Origin of the sequence: Micromonospora sp. NPDC050495, assembly GCF_040655175.1 — a bacterium.
GTDB lineage: Bacteria > Actinomycetota > Actinomycetes > Mycobacteriales > Micromonosporaceae > Micromonospora.
Window position 1 is genome coordinate 17,226 of record NZ_JBFAJK010000057.1, and the last position, 14,825, is coordinate 32,050.

The 14,825-nt window shown below is 72.9% G+C and carries 11 protein-coding genes; 10 read left to right on the forward strand and 1 reads right to left on the reverse strand.

Annotation, left to right across the window (positions count from 1 at the left end; translation table 11 throughout):
- Window positions 1-30: 30 nt before the first annotated feature.
- From AB0I11_RS30765 to AB0I11_RS30795, 7 genes are all read left to right on the forward strand, one after another.
- Entirely contained in the window at window positions 31-1,710 is a 1,680-nt protein-coding gene (locus tag AB0I11_RS30765) for an ABC transporter substrate-binding protein (protein WP_357328566.1), read from the forward strand.
- 86 nt (window positions 1,711-1,796) lie between these two features.
- Entirely contained in the window at window positions 1,797-2,966 is a 1,170-nt protein-coding gene (locus tag AB0I11_RS30770; RefSeq protein WP_357328569.1) for an ABC transporter ATP-binding protein, read from the forward strand.
- Entirely contained in the window at window positions 2,963-3,940 is a 978-nt protein-coding gene (locus tag AB0I11_RS30775; RefSeq protein WP_357328572.1) for an ABC transporter permease, read from the forward strand. The genes AB0I11_RS30770 and AB0I11_RS30775 overlap by 4 nt, the downstream gene beginning before the upstream one ends.
- 3 nt (window positions 3,941-3,943) lie before the next feature.
- Window positions 3,944-4,993, forward strand: coding sequence for an ABC transporter permease (locus AB0I11_RS30780; protein WP_357328575.1), 1,050 nt, complete (start codon window positions 3,944-3,946; stop codon window positions 4,991-4,993).
- A 55-nt stretch (window positions 4,994-5,048) separates the two neighbouring features.
- The gene (locus AB0I11_RS30785) at window positions 5,049-6,050 is read left to right on the forward strand and encodes an ABC transporter ATP-binding protein (protein ID WP_357328578.1); all 1,002 of its coding nucleotides are present in this window, start codon (window positions 5,049-5,051) and stop codon (window positions 6,048-6,050) included.
- Between the two features lie 43 nt (window positions 6,051-6,093).
- The gene (locus AB0I11_RS30790) at window positions 6,094-7,506 is read left to right on the forward strand and encodes a GH1 family beta-glucosidase (RefSeq protein ID WP_357328581.1); all 1,413 of its coding nucleotides are present in this window, start codon (window positions 6,094-6,096) and stop codon (window positions 7,504-7,506) included.
- 148 nt (window positions 7,507-7,654) lie between these two features.
- Entirely contained in the window at window positions 7,655-9,595 is a 1,941-nt protein-coding gene (locus AB0I11_RS30795) for a ricin-type beta-trefoil lectin domain protein (protein WP_357328584.1), read from the forward strand.
- Between the two features lie 216 nt (window positions 9,596-9,811).
- On the opposite strand, the gene AB0I11_RS30800 is transcribed toward AB0I11_RS30795, so the two are convergent.
- Entirely contained in the window at window positions 9,812-11,107 is a 1,296-nt protein-coding gene (locus tag AB0I11_RS30800; RefSeq protein ID WP_357328586.1) for an ROK family transcriptional regulator, read from the reverse strand.
- 176 nt (window positions 11,108-11,283) lie between these two features.
- Here AB0I11_RS30800 and AB0I11_RS30805 point away from each other — a divergent pair, with 176 nt between their 5' ends.
- The 3 genes from AB0I11_RS30805 to AB0I11_RS30815 all read left to right on the forward strand — a co-directional run bounded on the left by AB0I11_RS30805 (window position 11,284) and on the right by AB0I11_RS30815 (window position 14,614).
- Entirely contained in the window at window positions 11,284-12,657 is a 1,374-nt protein-coding gene (locus AB0I11_RS30805; RefSeq protein ID WP_357328591.1) for a glycosyl hydrolase family 18 protein, read from the forward strand.
- 174 nt (window positions 12,658-12,831) lie between these two features.
- A complete protein-coding gene (locus tag AB0I11_RS30810; protein ID WP_357328594.1) occupies window positions 12,832-13,686 on the forward strand; it encodes a class I SAM-dependent methyltransferase in 855 nt (284 codons plus the stop codon).
- A 49-nt stretch (window positions 13,687-13,735) separates the two neighbouring features.
- Complete coding sequence (locus AB0I11_RS30815) at window positions 13,736-14,614, forward strand: aminoglycoside phosphotransferase family protein (protein WP_357328597.1); 879 nt, start codon at window positions 13,736-13,738, stop codon at window positions 14,612-14,614.
- Window positions 14,615-14,825 lie beyond the last annotated feature (211 nt).

The window sequence follows — 14,825 nt, forward strand, 5'->3', positions numbered from 1 at the left end:
GGACACGCGGGACCACCGAGGGAGACCTCCATGAGAAGAAGGCAGTTCCTCGCCGTGGCGCTGGCCGGCGCCCTGGCCACCGGGGTCGTCGCCTGCGGCGACAGCCCGAACGCCACCAACAAGAAAAGCGGCCCGGCAGCCACGGTGCTCAACATCGGCATGCCGAACGGCCCGCAGGCGGAGAACAACAACCCGTTCCTCACCACCTCGGCCGCCGCCTCGCTGGGCTACCGCTGGCAGATCTTCGAGCCGCTGATGATGTGGAACCCGGTCAAGCCGGCCGAGCCGTTCAAGCCGTGGCTGGCCACCAAGGCCGAGTGGTCGGCGGACTACACCTCGGTGAAGGTCACCATCCGCGACAACGCCACCTGGTCCGACGGCCAGAAGCTCACCGCCGAGGACGTCGCGTTCACCTACAACCTGGTCAAGAAGTACCCCGCCCTCAACGACCAGGGCGTGCCCTACACCGACGCGACCGCCAGCGGCAACGAGGTCACCATCAAGATGGCCAGCCCGCAGTTCGTCAACCAGCAGAAGGTGCTGTGGCGGGTGCCGATCGTGCCCAAGCACATCTGGGAGAAGATCAGCGACCCGACCACCGACGCCGTCAAGGCGCCGGTCGGCAGCGGCCCGTACACGCTGAAGTCGTTCACCCCGGCCAGCATGACGCTGGCCGTGCGGGACAGCGGCTACTGGCAGGAGCTGCCGAAGGTCAAGGAGCTGCGCTACACCTCCTACACGGACAACAGCGCGCAGACCACCGCGCTGGCCAACGGCGAGTCGGAGTGGAGCTTCGTCTTCATTCCCAACTACCAGGCCGTCTTCGTCGCCAAGGACCAGCAGCACCACAAGGTCTGGGCGCCGGCCATCCTGGGCATCCACGGCCTCTACCTGAACACCACGAAGAAGCCGTTCGACGACCCGACCCTGCGGCGCGCCATGAACATGGTCATCGACCGCGAGGACATCTTCACCACCGCCGAGGCCGGCTACTTCCACCCGCTGGTCAAGAGCGTGACCGGCCTGCCCAGCCCGGCCGGTGACTCGTTCGTCGCGCCCGAGTTCAAGGGCCAGGAGCACAAGGTCGACGTCGACGGCGCCAAGGCGCTGCTCACCGGCGCCGGCTACAAGCTCGACGGCAACACCCTCAAGGACAAGACCGGCAAGGCCGTGACGATCAAGCTGACCGACCCGGCCGGCTGGTCCGACTACCAGACCAGCCTGGAGATCGTGAAGGACGGCCTGTCGAAGATCGGCATCGCCGCGACCGTCGACAAGGCCAACCAGGACGCCTGGTTCCGCAACGTCGAGCAGGGCAACTTCGAGGCGACCTTCCGGTGGACCGAGGGCGGCGCCACGCCGTACGACATCTACCGGACCATCATGGACGGCCGGCAGCTCAAGCCGATCGGCACCGCCTCCCCCGCCGGCAACTTCGGCCGCTTCAACAACAAGCAGGCGACCGACGCCCTCGTCGCGTACGCCAACGCCACCGACGACGCCGCGCGTACCGCCGCGATGAACACCCTGCAGAAGGTCTTCGTCGAGCAGATGCCGATGATCCCGGTCGGCGCGGACAACATCGGTGGCGCGTACAGCACGAAGAACTGGACCGGCTGGCCGGACGACGCGAACCCGTACGGCGCGATGCAGCCCACCCAGCCCAACGCGCTGGACGTGGTCCTGCACCTCAAGCCCGCCAACGGCTGACCCGTCACCGCCTCCCCGGCCGGCCCCGGCCGGCCGGGGAGGCGCCTCCCGTTCGTGACACGGCAACCCCCAGACAGGAACTCGGCATGACGTTGAGCGAGAGCGCGGCGGCACCGGCCGGCGAGGTGGTGCTCGAGGCCGTCGGCCTGACCAAGCACTTCCCCGTCCGCAGACGGCTGCGTGACCTCTTGTCCCGGACGCCGGCGGTCGTCCACGCCGTCGACGACGTCTCGTTCGCGCTGCGGCGCGGCCAGGTGACGGCGCTGGTCGGGGAATCCGGCTCCGGCAAGTCCACGGTGGCCCGGCTGCTGGCCCAGATCTACCCGCGCACCGCCGGCGAGCTCCGCCTACACGGCGCGCCGACCCGGGTGCGCGGCGGTCGCCGCTTCCGGGCGTACGTGCGGCAGGTCCAGTTGATCCTCCAGGACCCGTTCGCCTCGTTGAACCCGGTGCACACCGTCCGCTACCACCTCACCCGGTCGCTGCGGATCCACGGCAACGCCGGCCGCGGCGCCGAGGACCTGGAGAAGGCCCTCGCCGACCTGCTGGCCCGGGTCAGCCTCACCCCGGCCGAGCGCTACCTGGACGCGTTCCCGCACGAGCTCTCCGGCGGCCAGCGGCAGCGCGTGGCGATCGCCCGGGCGCTCGGCGCCGACCCCGAGGTGCTGCTCGCCGACGAGCCGGTCTCCATGCTCGACGTCTCGATCCGCCTCGGCGTGCTCAACCTGCTGCAGGACCTCAAGGACCGGCTCAACCTGGCGATCCTCTACATCACCCACGACATCGCCTCGGCCCGCTACTTCGCCGACGAGACGATCGTGATGTACGCCGGCCGGATGGTCGAGGGCGGCGACAGCGAGACCGTCACCCAGCACCCGGCCCACCCGTACACCCGGCTGCTCACCGAGTCGGCGCCGGATCCGGAGCGGCTCACCGGCGACAACGCCGGCGCCGACCGGGCCGCGCGGGCCGACCGCGGCCGGGGCGAGCCACCCAGCCTGATCACCCCGCCCGCCGGCTGCCGGTTCCACCCGCGCTGCCCGCACGCCATGCGGCGCTGCACCACCGACCTGCCGCCCCGGCTGACCATCGACGACCGGCCCGGGCACTGGGCGGCGTGCTGGCTCTACGACCCGGCCACCGTCGCCGCCGACGCCCCCGGCTCCGCCGCCCCCGACGCCGACCCGGCCGTGCCGCCGCCACCGGCGCTGGCCGATCGGGCCGACGACACCGCGCCCCTGGAGGAGGCACGATGAGGTTCCTCCTGCAGCGCACCGTCTTCTACCTGTTCACCGCCTGGGCGGCGATCACGCTCAACTTCTTCATCCCGCGGCTGGTCCCGGGCGACCCGGTCCAGTCCCTCATCACCCGCAACCAGGGCCGGATCAGCGCCGACGCCATCGAGTCCCTGCGGGTGCTGTTCGGGCTGGACCGCAACGACAGCATGTGGGAGCAGTACCTCGACTACTGGCGGCAGCTCCTGCACGGTGACCTTGGGCTGTCGTTCACCTTCTTCCCGGCGCCGGTGTCGACGGTGATCGGCGACAGCCTGCCGTGGACGGTCGGCCTGGTCGGCATCACCACCATCATCAGCTTCCTGCTCGGCACCGCGCTCGGCGTCGGCGCCGGCTGGCGGCGTGGCTCGTGGATCGACGGGCTGCTGCCGGCCACCACGTTCCTCTCCTCGATCCCCTACTTCTGGCTGGGCCTGGTCGCCATCGCCGTGTTCGCCGGACCGGGCAGCTTCTTCCCGTCCTCCGGCGGTTACGAGCCGGGCCTGGTGCCGGCGTTCGACCAGTACTTCATCCCGAGCGCGATCCAGCACAGCATCCTGCCCGCCGCCACCATCCTGGTCTCCTCGATGAGCGGCTGGATCCTGAGCATGCGCAACATGATGGTCACCGTCTCGTCCGAGGACTACATCACCGTCGCCCACGCCAAGGGCCTGTCGGAGCGCCGGGTGGCGCTCAGCTACGCGGCCCGCAACGCGCTGCTGCCGAACGTCTCGGGCTTCGCCCTGTCCCTCGGGTTCATCGTCGGCGGCACCCTGCTCGTGGAGATCGTCTTCTCCTACCCGGGCCTCGGCTACCAGCTCTTCCAGGCGGTCGGGTCCAAGGACTACCCGCTGATGCAGGGGATCTTCCTGATCATCACGATCTCGGTGCTGGTGGCGAACCTGCTCGCCGACGTGGCGTACCTGCTCCTCGACCCGCGGACCCGAAAGAGCTGAGCGATGACAATCTCCCCCTCGAGCATCGAGCAGGTCATCCCCGGCCAGGGGGCGATGGCCCAGCCCTCGGCCGCGCCGGGCCGGACGAAGCGCCGCCGGCTACGGTTCGTGGCCAACGCCAAGGCCGCCACCGGGCTGGCCATCCTCGGCCTCTACTGCCTCTTCGCGGTCATCGGCCCGTGGGTGGCGCCGTACGACCCGGACGCGCGCAGCGCCGACGTGCTCCAGCCGCCGTCGGGGCGGCACTGGTTCGGCACCACCCACCTGGGGCAGGACATCTTCAGCCAGATCCTGGTCGGCACGCGCAGCGTCATGGTGGTGGGGCTGATCGCCGGCGTGCTGGCCACCGTCTTGTCCATCCTCATCGGCGTGACCGCCGGCTACCTCGGCGGGGTGACCGACGAGGGCCTGTCGGCCATGTCGAACGTCTTCCTGGTCATCCCGGCCCTGCCGCTGATCATCATCGTGACGTCGATCGTGGAGCAGGCCAGTGACACGCTGGTCGCGCTCATCATCGGGTTCACCTCGTGGGCGTGGGGCGCCCGGGTGCTGCGCGCCCAGACGCTGTCGCTGCGCCGCCGCGACTACGTCGAGGCGGCCCGGGCCACCGGCGAGCGGACCTGGCGGATCATCCTGTTCGAGATCCTGCCGAACCTCACCGCGATCATCGCCTCCGGCTTCGTCGGCACCGTCATCTTCGCGGTGATGTCGGAGATCACCCTGGCCTTCATCGGCATCTCGTCGATCTCCTCGTGGAACTGGGGCACCATCCTGTTCTGGGCGCAGGGCCAGCAGGCCCTGGCCCAGGGCGCCTGGTGGTGGTTCGTGCCGGCCGGGTTGGCCATCGCGGTGCTCGGCACCGCCCTCGCGCTGATCAACTTCGGCATCGACGAGTTCGTCAGCCCCCGGCTGCGCACCGGCGGCCGTACCCGGATCCGCACCGCCGACGGGCGCACCGTCCGGATGCGGGTCGGCTTCACCCCGGTCCTGGCCCCGAAGCCGGCCGTCCCGGCGCCCCGCGAGGCGGCGGCCCGGGTCGACGGCGCCCGGTGAGCGCGCGTACTGCGGCGGAGCGGAGCCCCGCCGTCCGGAACGAAGGAAGGTACCGATGACGGATCCGGTCCTGGAGATCCGCGGCCTCCGCGTCGACTACGGCCTCGGCGACCAGGCGGTGCGGGCGGTCCGCGACGTCGACCTGACCCTGCACCGGGGCGAGGTGCTGGGGCTGGCCGGCGAGAGCGGCAGCGGCAAGTCGACCCTGGCGTACGGCCTGACCCGGCTGCTGCCGCCGCCCGGCGTGGTCAGCGGCGGCCAGGTGATCTACCACCCGGTCGACGGCCCCCCGGTCGACGTGCTGTCCCTCACCCCGGCGCAGCTGCGCCGGTTCCGCTGGGCGGAGACGTCCATCGTGTTCCAGGGGGCGATGAACTCGCTGAACCCGGTGCACAAGGTCGCCACCCAGCTGCTGGACGTGATCAGGGCGCACGAGCCGAAGAGCACGGCGGCCGCCCGGCTGGCCCGGGCCAAGGAGCTGCTGCGGCTGGTCGGCATCGCCACCGACCGGCTGGACAGCTACCCGCACCAGCTCTCCGGCGGCATGCGGCAACGCGTGATGATCGCCATGGCGCTGGCGTTGGAGCCGCAGGTCGTCATCATGGACGAGCCGACCACCGCGCTGGACGTGGTGATGCAGCGGCAGATCCTCGGGCAGCTCGCCGAGCTGCGCGAGCGGCTCGGCTTCGCGGTGCTGTTCATCACCCACGACCTGTCGCTGCTGGTCGAGTTCTCCGACCGGATCGCCATCATGTACGGCGGCCGGATCATCGAACAGGCGCCCGCCGGGCAGCTCTACCGGGACGCGCTGCACCCGTACACCGAGGGTCTGCTGCACAGCTTCCCGGCGCTGCACGGGCCCCGCCGCGAGCTGACCGGCATCCCGGGCTCGCCGCCGGACCTGCGCGCGATGCCGTCCGGGTGCGCGTTCCACCCGCGCTGCCCGAAGGCGTTCGAGCCGTGCGACGAGACGGTGCCGCCGCTCGGGCCGCCCGGCGACGGCCGGCCGGACCGGGCGGTCGCCTGCTGGCTGCATCCGGTCGCCACCCCCCGCTGACCACCACCACCTCACCGAACACCCGCGACCCGCGAGGAGAACCATGGACACCGACCTCACCCGACCCACCAGCACCGGGCAGGCCGACCCGATCGACACCCTGCCGCCGACCTTCCGGTGGGGGGTGGCGACCTCGTCGTACCAGATCGAGGGCGCGGTGGCCGAGGACGGCCGCACCCCGTCCATCTGGGACACCTTCTGCCGGGTGCCGGGTGCGGTGGTCAACGGCGACAACGGTGACGTGGCCTGCGACCACTACCACCGGATGCCGCAGGACGTCGCCCTCATCGCCGACCTGGGCCTGGACACCTACCGCTTCTCGGTGGCCTGGCCGCGGGTGCAGGCGGGTGGGCGGGGTCCGGCCAACCCGGCCGGCCTGGCCTTCTACGACCGGCTGGTGGACGAGCTGCTGGGCCGGGGCGTCGACCCGTGGGTCACGCTCTACCACTGGGACCTGCCGCAGGAGCTGGAGGACGCGGGCGGCTGGCCGAACCGGGACACCGCGTACCGCTTCGCCGACTACGCCGAGCTGGTCTTCGCCGCGCTCGGCGACCGGGTGAAGACCTGGACCACGCTGAACGAGCCGTGGTGCTCGGCGATGCTCGGGTACGCGTACGGCCTGCACGCGCCCGGCCGGCGTGACCTCGGCGCCGGCATCGCCGCCGCGCACCACCTGCTGCTCGGTCACGGTCTGGCGGCGCAGCGGCTGCGCGCGGCGGCGACCGCCCCGATTGAGCTGGGGTTGACGCTGAACCTGACCACGGCCGACCCGGCGACCGACAGCGCGGCCGACCGGGACGCCGCGCGGGCCGCCGACGGGCTGGGCAACCGGCTCTACCTCGACCCGGTGTTGCGCGGCGAGTACCCGCAGGACGTGGTGGCCGACCTCGCCGCGGAGGGGGTGCGGATCCCGGTCGAGGAGGGCGACCTGGCGGTCATCTCGACGCCGATCGACGTGCTCGGGGTGAACTACTACTTCGGACAGGTCCACTCCGGGGTGGACGAGCAGGGCCGGGAGCGGGACGACGAGGGCCGGCCGGTGCGCCGGGTGATCCGCCGGGACCTGCCGCGGACCGCGATGGACTGGGAGATCGTGCCGGAGTCCTTCACCGAGCTGCTGGTCCGGCTGCACCGGGACTACCCGGGCGTGCCGCTGGTGATCACCGAGAACGGGGCGGCGTTCGACGACAAGCCGGACGCCGACGGTTACGTGGCCGACGACGACCGGGTGGGGTACCTGACCGAGCACCTGCGGGCGGTGGCCCGGGCCCGGCAGGCCGGCGCCGACGTGCGCGGCTACTTCGCCTGGTCGCTGCTGGACAACTTCGAGTGGGCGTACGGCTACGACAAGCGGTTCGGCATCGTCCGGGTGGACTACGACACGCAGCGGCGCACCCTCAAGCGCAGCGCGCACTGGTACCGCGACACGGTGCGGCGGGTGCGCGGGGAGAGCTGATCCGCCGCCGCGCGCGGCCGCCCGGGGCGTGACCCGGGCGGCCGCCCCGGCCTGCCCTCGGGATGCCCCCGAGGGCTTTTTTCATGCCTTGACATAAGCAGGTGGGGACGGTTTTCTCAGTGAAGAACATCGATCGAAGGGAGCACCGGTGTCCCCCACCACCGACGACCACCCCGGATCGGCGCCACCCCGCCACCCGGCCCGGCCGACCGCACGCCGCGCCGGCCGCGCCGCCCTGGCGCTCTGCCTCGCCGCCGGCGCCGCCGCCCTCGCCCCGCCCTCGGCCGCCCGGGCCGCCGGGGAGACCGTCAACGTCTGGCTCACCACCACCTCCGACGCCGCCGGCCGCACCGTCACCCGCGGCCTGCAGCCGCAGAGCCCGCTGAGCTTCGCACCGTCCAGCGCCGCCGCCACGCACACCCTCACCGTCGACGAGAACACCCGCTACCAGCAGTTCGAGGGCGCCGGGGCGTCCATCACCGACACCACCGCCCACCTGCTGCGCGGCGGGCCGGTCAGCGCCGCGACCCGGGACGAGGTGATGCGCAAGCTGTTCAGCCCCACCGACGGCATCGGGCTGTCCTTCCTCCGCAACCCGATCGGCGCGTCCGACCTGTCCCGGCCCGGCAACGTCTCGCTGGACGACACCTGCTGCGACCTCACCGACTTCGGCGCCAACGGCTACGACACCGACGTCGAGCTGCTCACCGCGCAGGCCCGGCAGCTCAACCCCGGGCTGCGGGTGATGGTGGTGCCGTGGAGCGCGCCCGGCTGGATGAAGGACAACGGCCGGATGGACCAGATGGGCTGGCTGAAGTACGAGTACTACGCCAGCTACGCGCAGTACTTCGTCAAGACCATCCAGGCATACGCGGCGCGCGGGGTGAAGGTCGACTACCTGTCGGTGCAGAACGAGCCGAACTGCTGCCAGGCCGGCAACCCCACTGCCATGGACTACCCGGGGATGAGCTGGAACTCCTCCGGCCTGGTCGAGCTGACCAAGAACTTCGTCTACCCGGCGTTCCGCGCCGCCGGCATCACCACGAAGGTGCTGGTGCACGACTGGAACTACGGCGACTACGCCACCATCGGCCAGGGGCTGCTCGCCGACGCCGCCGTCCGTACCGACCCGCTGTTCGGCGGCATCGCCTGGCACGGCTACTGGGGCGACCCGGCCGTCGGCAGCCAGGTCCACGACCAGTACCCGGCCGTGCCGCAGTTCAGCACCGAGCACTCCGGTGGCACCTGGATCGGCAACCAGCACAACGAGGACATGACCGACATCGTGACCTACGCCCGGAACTGGAGCCGGAGCGTGGTGAAGTGGAGCCTGGCGGTCAACCAGTTCATGGGCCCGCACAACGGCGGCTGCGGCACCTGCACCGGCCTGATCACCGTGCAGGAGGGCGGCGCCCGCGCCGGCCAGGTCGACTACACCGTCGAGTACTACACCACCGGCCACCTGACCAGGTTCGTCCGGCCCGGGGCGTACCGGATCGCCTCCACCGCCAACGGCACCGTGCAGAACGTGGCGTACCGCAACCCGGACGGGTCCAAGGCGCTGCTCGCGCACAACGGCGGCAGCGCCGCGCAGTCGGTGCGGGTGCTCTGGGGCGGCCAGTCGTTCACCTACTCGCTGCCGGCCCGTACCACCGCGACCTTCACCTGGTCCGGCACCCAGTCCGGCGGCGGCTCGTCGACCGGCCCGACCGGCCTCGTCACCGGCATCGGCGGCAAGTGCCTGGACGTCACCGACAACGCCACCGCCGACGGCACGCCGGCGCAGATCTGGACCTGCTTCGGCGGCGCCAACCAACAGTGGACCCGGGCCACCGACGGCACCCTGCGGGCGTTGGGCAAGTGCCTCGACGTCTCCGGCGGCGGCACCGCCGACGGGACCCGGGTGCAGCTGTGGACCTGCAACGGCACCGCCGCCCAGCAGTGGACCTGGACGGCCGGCCGGGACCTGGTCAACCCCCAGGCGAACCGGTGCCTCGACGTCACCGGCAACACCTCGGCCGACGGCGCCAGGATCCAGATCTGGACCTGCACCGGCGGCGCCAACCAGAAGTGGACGCTCCCGTCCTGAACCGGGCCGGGCCGGCGACACCGACCGCCGGCCCGGCCACCCCGGCCGGCCCGCCCTCCCGGCGCTCAGCGCGGGCTCGCGCCAGGCTGCGGCGGCCGGCCGGCTCGGCGCTCGCCAGCCCTCGGGCTCGGGCCGCCAGCCGACGCAGCGCTCGGGCAGCAAGCCGGCTCAGCGCTCGGGCAGCAGGCCCGCGCAGCGCTCGGGCAGCAGGCAGCCTCAGCGCTCGCGGGCCGGCCGGGCCAGGGGGCCGGCGGCCCGCTGGCCGACGGGCCGGCGGGCCGGCCGCACCACCGCCGGGGTGAGCCGTGCGGCCGGCTCGCGCGGCACGCCGCCGTCGCGCAGCAGCCGGGCCATCGGCAGGGTGGCCGCGCCCATCGCGACCGCGTCCGGTCCGAGCCGGCACAGCTCGATCGAGGTCTGGGCGTACGGCTGGCGCAGCGCGTGCCGCCCGGTGGCTTCGCGGATCTGCGGCAGGTAGCGCTCGCCCAGGGCCAGCCCGGCCCAGCCGCCGAGCACCACCCGCTCCGGGTTGAAGAGGTTGACCAGGTTCGCCACCCCGGCGCCCAGGTAGCCGACGGTCTCGTCGAGCACCCGGGCGGCCGTGCGGCTGCCGGAGCGGAGCAGCTCGGCGAAGGCGGTCTCCTCGTCGCCGCCGGGCGCCGGGCGGCCCCGGTTGGCCTGGCGGAACCGGTCCAGCACCCCCTCCGCCCCGACGTACGCCTCCAGGCAGCCCTGGTTGCCGCAGCGGCAGCGGCGGCCGCCGTACACCAGGGTGGTGTGCCCCCACTCGCCGGCGCTGCTGTGCGCGCCCCGGTAGCCGACGCCGTCGGCGACCACGCAGGCGCCCACGCCGGAGCCGACCAGGGCGACCACCGCGTGCCGGACGCCACGGCCGGCGCCGAACCACATCTCGGCCTGGCCGAGGGTCTTCGCCCCGTTGTCGATGTGCACGGGGATGTCGGTGCCGGCGCGCAGCATCGCGCCGAGCGGCACCCCCTCCCAGCCGAGGGTCTGCGCGTGCACCACCGCGTCGGCGGTCCGCTCGACCGTGCCGGAGACGGCGACGCCGAAGCCGAGCACCGCGGCCGGCGCGACGCCGGCCTGCTCGATGACCGCGCCGAGGCCGCGCAGCAGGTGCCGCGCCACGTCCTGCGGGTCGGGCTCGGCGGCGGCGATCGGGTACTCGGCCTTGGCCAGCGCGGTCATCGCCAGGTCGAAGAGCTCGACCTGGACCCGGGTCTCACCGACGTCGGCGCCGACCAGGTAGCCGTAGCTGGGGGCGACCCGCAGCAGCACCCGGGGGCGGCCGCCGTCGGACTCGACCGAGCCGGCCTCCTCGACCAGCCCTTCGGTGATCATCTCGCCGACCAGGTTGCTCACGCTGGCCAGGCTCAGCGCCGTGCTCTGCCCCAGCTCGTGGCGGCTGAGCGGCCCGTCCAGCCAGATCCGGGTCAGCAGCACCGACCGGTTGGCCCGACGCATGTCCCGCACGGTGGTGCGCCTGGCGTCCATCTCCGCCCACCCCTCCCCTGTCACCACCCGCGCGGCTCACCCGGGATGCGTCATCCCAGATTAATGCCGTGAACAAAGGGTCGAAGAATCTGGTCGGCGGGGTCGGCTCCGGGTCACACATTTACATTTAACAAAGTTAACTGATAGCCTCCGACGCATCGACGAGGAGGTATGTCATGCGACTTCGACGCGGGATGACCGCACTGCTCGGCGGCGCCGCACTGCTCGCCGCCACCGCCGCCCTGCCCGCCACCGCCGGCAGCGCCGCGACCGCCGGCACGGCCGCCCTGGTCTCCTGCACCGGCGTGCCCGCCTGGGCCGAGGGGGTGACCTGGACCGCCGGCACCCGGGCCAGCTACGCCGGCCGGCTCTACCAGGCGCTGGTGACGCACACCCCGCCGGCGGGCGCCGGCTGGACCCCGCCGGCCACCCCGGCGCTCTGGACCGACCTCGGCGCCTGCGGCGCCGGCACCCCGTCGCCGAGCCCCAGCACGAAGCCGCCGTCACCGACCCCGACGCCCACGGCGACGTCCTCCCCGTCCCCCACCGCGACGCCCACACCCACGCCGACCGGCACCCCGCCCCCGGGCGGGAGCACCTGCGCGCTGCGGTCCCGGCCCACCGGCAAGGTGCTACAGGGCTACTGGGAGAACTGGGACGGCGCGGCCAACGGCGTACACGCGGGGATGGGCTGGATCCCGATCACCGACAGTCGGATCCGGGCCCACGGCTACAACGTGGTCACCGCCGCGTTCCCGGTGATCCGCGCCGACGGCACCGTGCTGTGGGAGGACGGCATGGACGCCGGGGTCCGGGTGCCCACCCCGACCGAGGTGTGCCAGGCCAAGGCCGCCGGGCTGACCGTCCTGCTGTCGATCGGCGGCGCGACCGCCGGCATCGACCTCGGCTCCAGCGCGGTCGCCGACCGGTTCGTCGCCACCGTGGTGCCCATCCTCAAGCGGTACAACTTCGACGGCATCGACATCGACATCGAGACCGGGCTCACCGGCAGCGGCAACATCAACCAGCTCTCCACCTCCCAGGCCAACCTGGTCCGGATCATCGACGGGGTGCTGGCCCAGATGCCCGCCGGCTTCGGACTCACCATGGCCCCGGAGACCGCGTACGTCACCGGCGGCAGCGTCACCTACGGCTCGATCTGGGGCGCCTACCTGCCGATCATCAAGCGGTACGCCGACAACGGCCGGCTCTGGTGGCTGAACATGCAGTACTACAACGGCAGCATGTACGGCTGCGCCGGCGACTCCTACCCGGCCGGCACCGTGCAGGGCTTCGTGGCGCAGACCAGCTGCCTCAACGCCGGCCTGGTCGTGCAGGGCGTCACCATCCGCCTCCCGTACGACAAGCAGGTCCCCGGCCTGCCCGCGCAGAGCGGCGCCGGTGGCGGGTATATGGGCCCCGCGCTGGTCGCGCAGGCGTGGAACACCTACCAGGGCGGCCTCAAGGGGCTGATGACCTGGTCGGTCAACTGGGACGGGTCCAAGGGCTGGACCTTCGGCGACAACGTGCGGTCCCTGCAGGGCCGGTGACGGCCGGGCGGGGCTGCGCAGGCGCGCGGAGCCCCGCCTCCCCGGCCCGCACCCGGGGGCGACCGCGCGGGTGCGGCCCGGACCCGGGCCCCGGGCGCGACCGGTCCGCGCTACCGTCGTCGGCGGAGCCGATGTCCGGGGTGGGAGAGGGACGCGATGTCGAGACCTGCGGCCGTGAGCCGGACCGCGGTGCTGGTGTGCCAGGGCCGCGCCGCCGCCGACGGGCGGATCGCGCCGGGCCGCTTCGCCGACCCGACCGCCATGATCCTGCTGCGGCCCGCCGAGCGCGAGGCCGTCGAGTGGGTACGCGACGGCGCGGTACCCGACACGTGGCGGCACCGGGTCGACTACGAGACGGTCCGGGCCACCACCGAGCTGATGGCGCCGCGGACCATCGCCATCGACGACGCCGTCCGCGCCCACCCGTGCCCGCAACTGGTGATCCTGGGCGCCGGGCTGGACGGCCGGGCGTGGCGGATGCCGGAGCTGGCCGGGGTCACGGTCTTCGAGGTCGACCAGCCGGCGACCCAGCAGGACAAGCGGGACCGGGCCGCCGGGCTCTCCGGCACCGCGCCCACGTTCGTCCCGGTGGACTTCGGCCGCGACCGGCTGCCCGAGGCGCTGGCGGCCCACGGGCACCGCGCCGACCTGCCCACCACCTGGATCTGGGAGGGCGTGGTGCCCTACCTGACCCGGGCCGAGGTGGCCGCCACCGTGGCCGGGCTCGCCGCCGGCTCGGCAACCGGCAGCCGCCTGATCGTCAACTACCAGAGCCCGTCCCGGTCGGCGCGCGCGGGCCGGGTCCTGGCCCGACTGCTGACCGCCTCCACCGGCCGGCGCAGCGTCTGGGCCAACGAGCCGTGGCGCTCGACCTGGACCCCCGCCGCGCTGGCCGCCGTGCTCGCCCGGCACGGCTACCGGGTCACCGAGGACGAGAGCCTGCTCGACACGGCGCGTCGGCTGGACCTGCCGGTCGCGCACGCCAGGTCGCTGGGGCACGGCCGGGTGCTGGTGGCCGACCGCGACTGACCGGAGGCGGTGGCCGGGCGCACCGCAGCGCGGCCGTAGGGTTCTCGCTGTGACCGCTCACCGAATGCCCGCCGCCGAGGTGCCGGTCTCGGTCGAACTGGTGCGCCGGCTGCTCGAACAGCAGCACCCCGATCTGGCGGACCTGCCGGTCGAGGTGCTGGCCAACGGCTGGGACAACCTTGTCTGCCGGCTTGGCGAGGAGTTCCTCGTCCGATTGCCGCGGCGCACCGTGGCCGCCGCACTCGTCGCGCACGAGCAGCGGTGGCTGCCGGAGTTGGCCGGCCGCCTGCCGTTGCCGGTGCCGGCCCCGGTACGTGTCGGGCGGCCGACGACTCAGTTCCCGTGGTCCTGGAGTGTCGTGCCGTTCCTTCCCGGCCGGATCGCGGCGCGGTCGGAGCCCGACGACCTCCGGTCGGCCGCGGCGACGCTCGGCGGTTTCCTCAACGCGCTGCACGCCCCGGCTCCTCCGGCGGCACCCGTGAACCCGTTTCGCGGGATCCCACTGACCGGACGCGCCGAGGGAGTCCGGACCGCGCTGGCGCACCTCGAGCCGGCCGACCGCGCCGTCGCGCGGCGGGTTTGGGCGGCGGCGGCCGCCGCACCTGCCTGGGGCGGTCCGCCGCTGTGGCTGCACGGGGACCTGCACCCGGCCAACATCCTGGTCGACCGCGGCCGGATCAGCGCCGTGATCGACTTCGGTGACCTCACCTCCGGCGACCCCGCCACCGACCTGTCGGTGGCCTGGATGCTGTTTCCGGCGGAACAGCGGGCCGTCTTTCGGCACGCGTATGGCGGGGCGGACGACGCGACCTGGGAACGGGCCCGGGGATGGGCGCTCGTCCTGTCCCTGGTCTTCCTGACGCACTCGGCGGACAACCCGCTGATGCGCGGCATCGGCGAGCGGACCTTCCGTGCGGTGCTGACCTGACGGCCGACCGGTGCCGGCGCCGTGGCGGACCTGGCTCGCGCGTCGCCGCGCGTCGCCGCGACCCGGGAACGCCTGCGCTGGTCGGTCGTGCGCTCGACGGCGTCGCGGCGGCTAGCGGCAACGCCGTTCAGTTAGGTCGGTGGCTCGCTTGTCAAGGTTCGTTGGTGATGACGTCGATGTTGGTGGTGGCTTTGTAGGTGCGGCGGTCGAT

Excerpts from the sequence above, each read along its gene's own strand:
- AB0I11_RS30765 (WP_357328566.1), top strand. The coding sequence starts at position 31 with ATGAGAAGAAGGCAGTTCCTCGCCGTGGCGCTGGCCGGCGCCCTGGCC.
- AB0I11_RS30770 (WP_357328569.1), top strand. The coding sequence starts at position 1,797 with ATGACGTTGAGCGAGAGCGCGGCGGCACCGGCCGGCGAGGTGGTGCTC.
- AB0I11_RS30775 (WP_357328572.1), top strand. The coding sequence starts at position 2,963 with ATGAGGTTCCTCCTGCAGCGCACCGTCTTCTACCTGTTCACCGCCTGG.
- AB0I11_RS30780 (WP_357328575.1), top strand. The coding sequence starts at position 3,944 with ATGACAATCTCCCCCTCGAGCATCGAGCAGGTCATCCCCGGCCAGGGG.
- AB0I11_RS30785 (WP_357328578.1), top strand. The coding sequence starts at position 5,049 with ATGACGGATCCGGTCCTGGAGATCCGCGGCCTCCGCGTCGACTACGGC.
- AB0I11_RS30790 (WP_357328581.1), top strand. The coding sequence starts at position 6,094 with ATGGACACCGACCTCACCCGACCCACCAGCACCGGGCAGGCCGACCCG.
- AB0I11_RS30800 (WP_357328586.1), bottom strand. The coding sequence starts at position 11,107 with ATGGACGCCAGGCGCACCACCGTGCGGGACATGCGTCGGGCCAACCGG.
- AB0I11_RS30805 (WP_357328591.1), top strand. The coding sequence starts at position 11,284 with ATGCGACTTCGACGCGGGATGACCGCACTGCTCGGCGGCGCCGCACTG.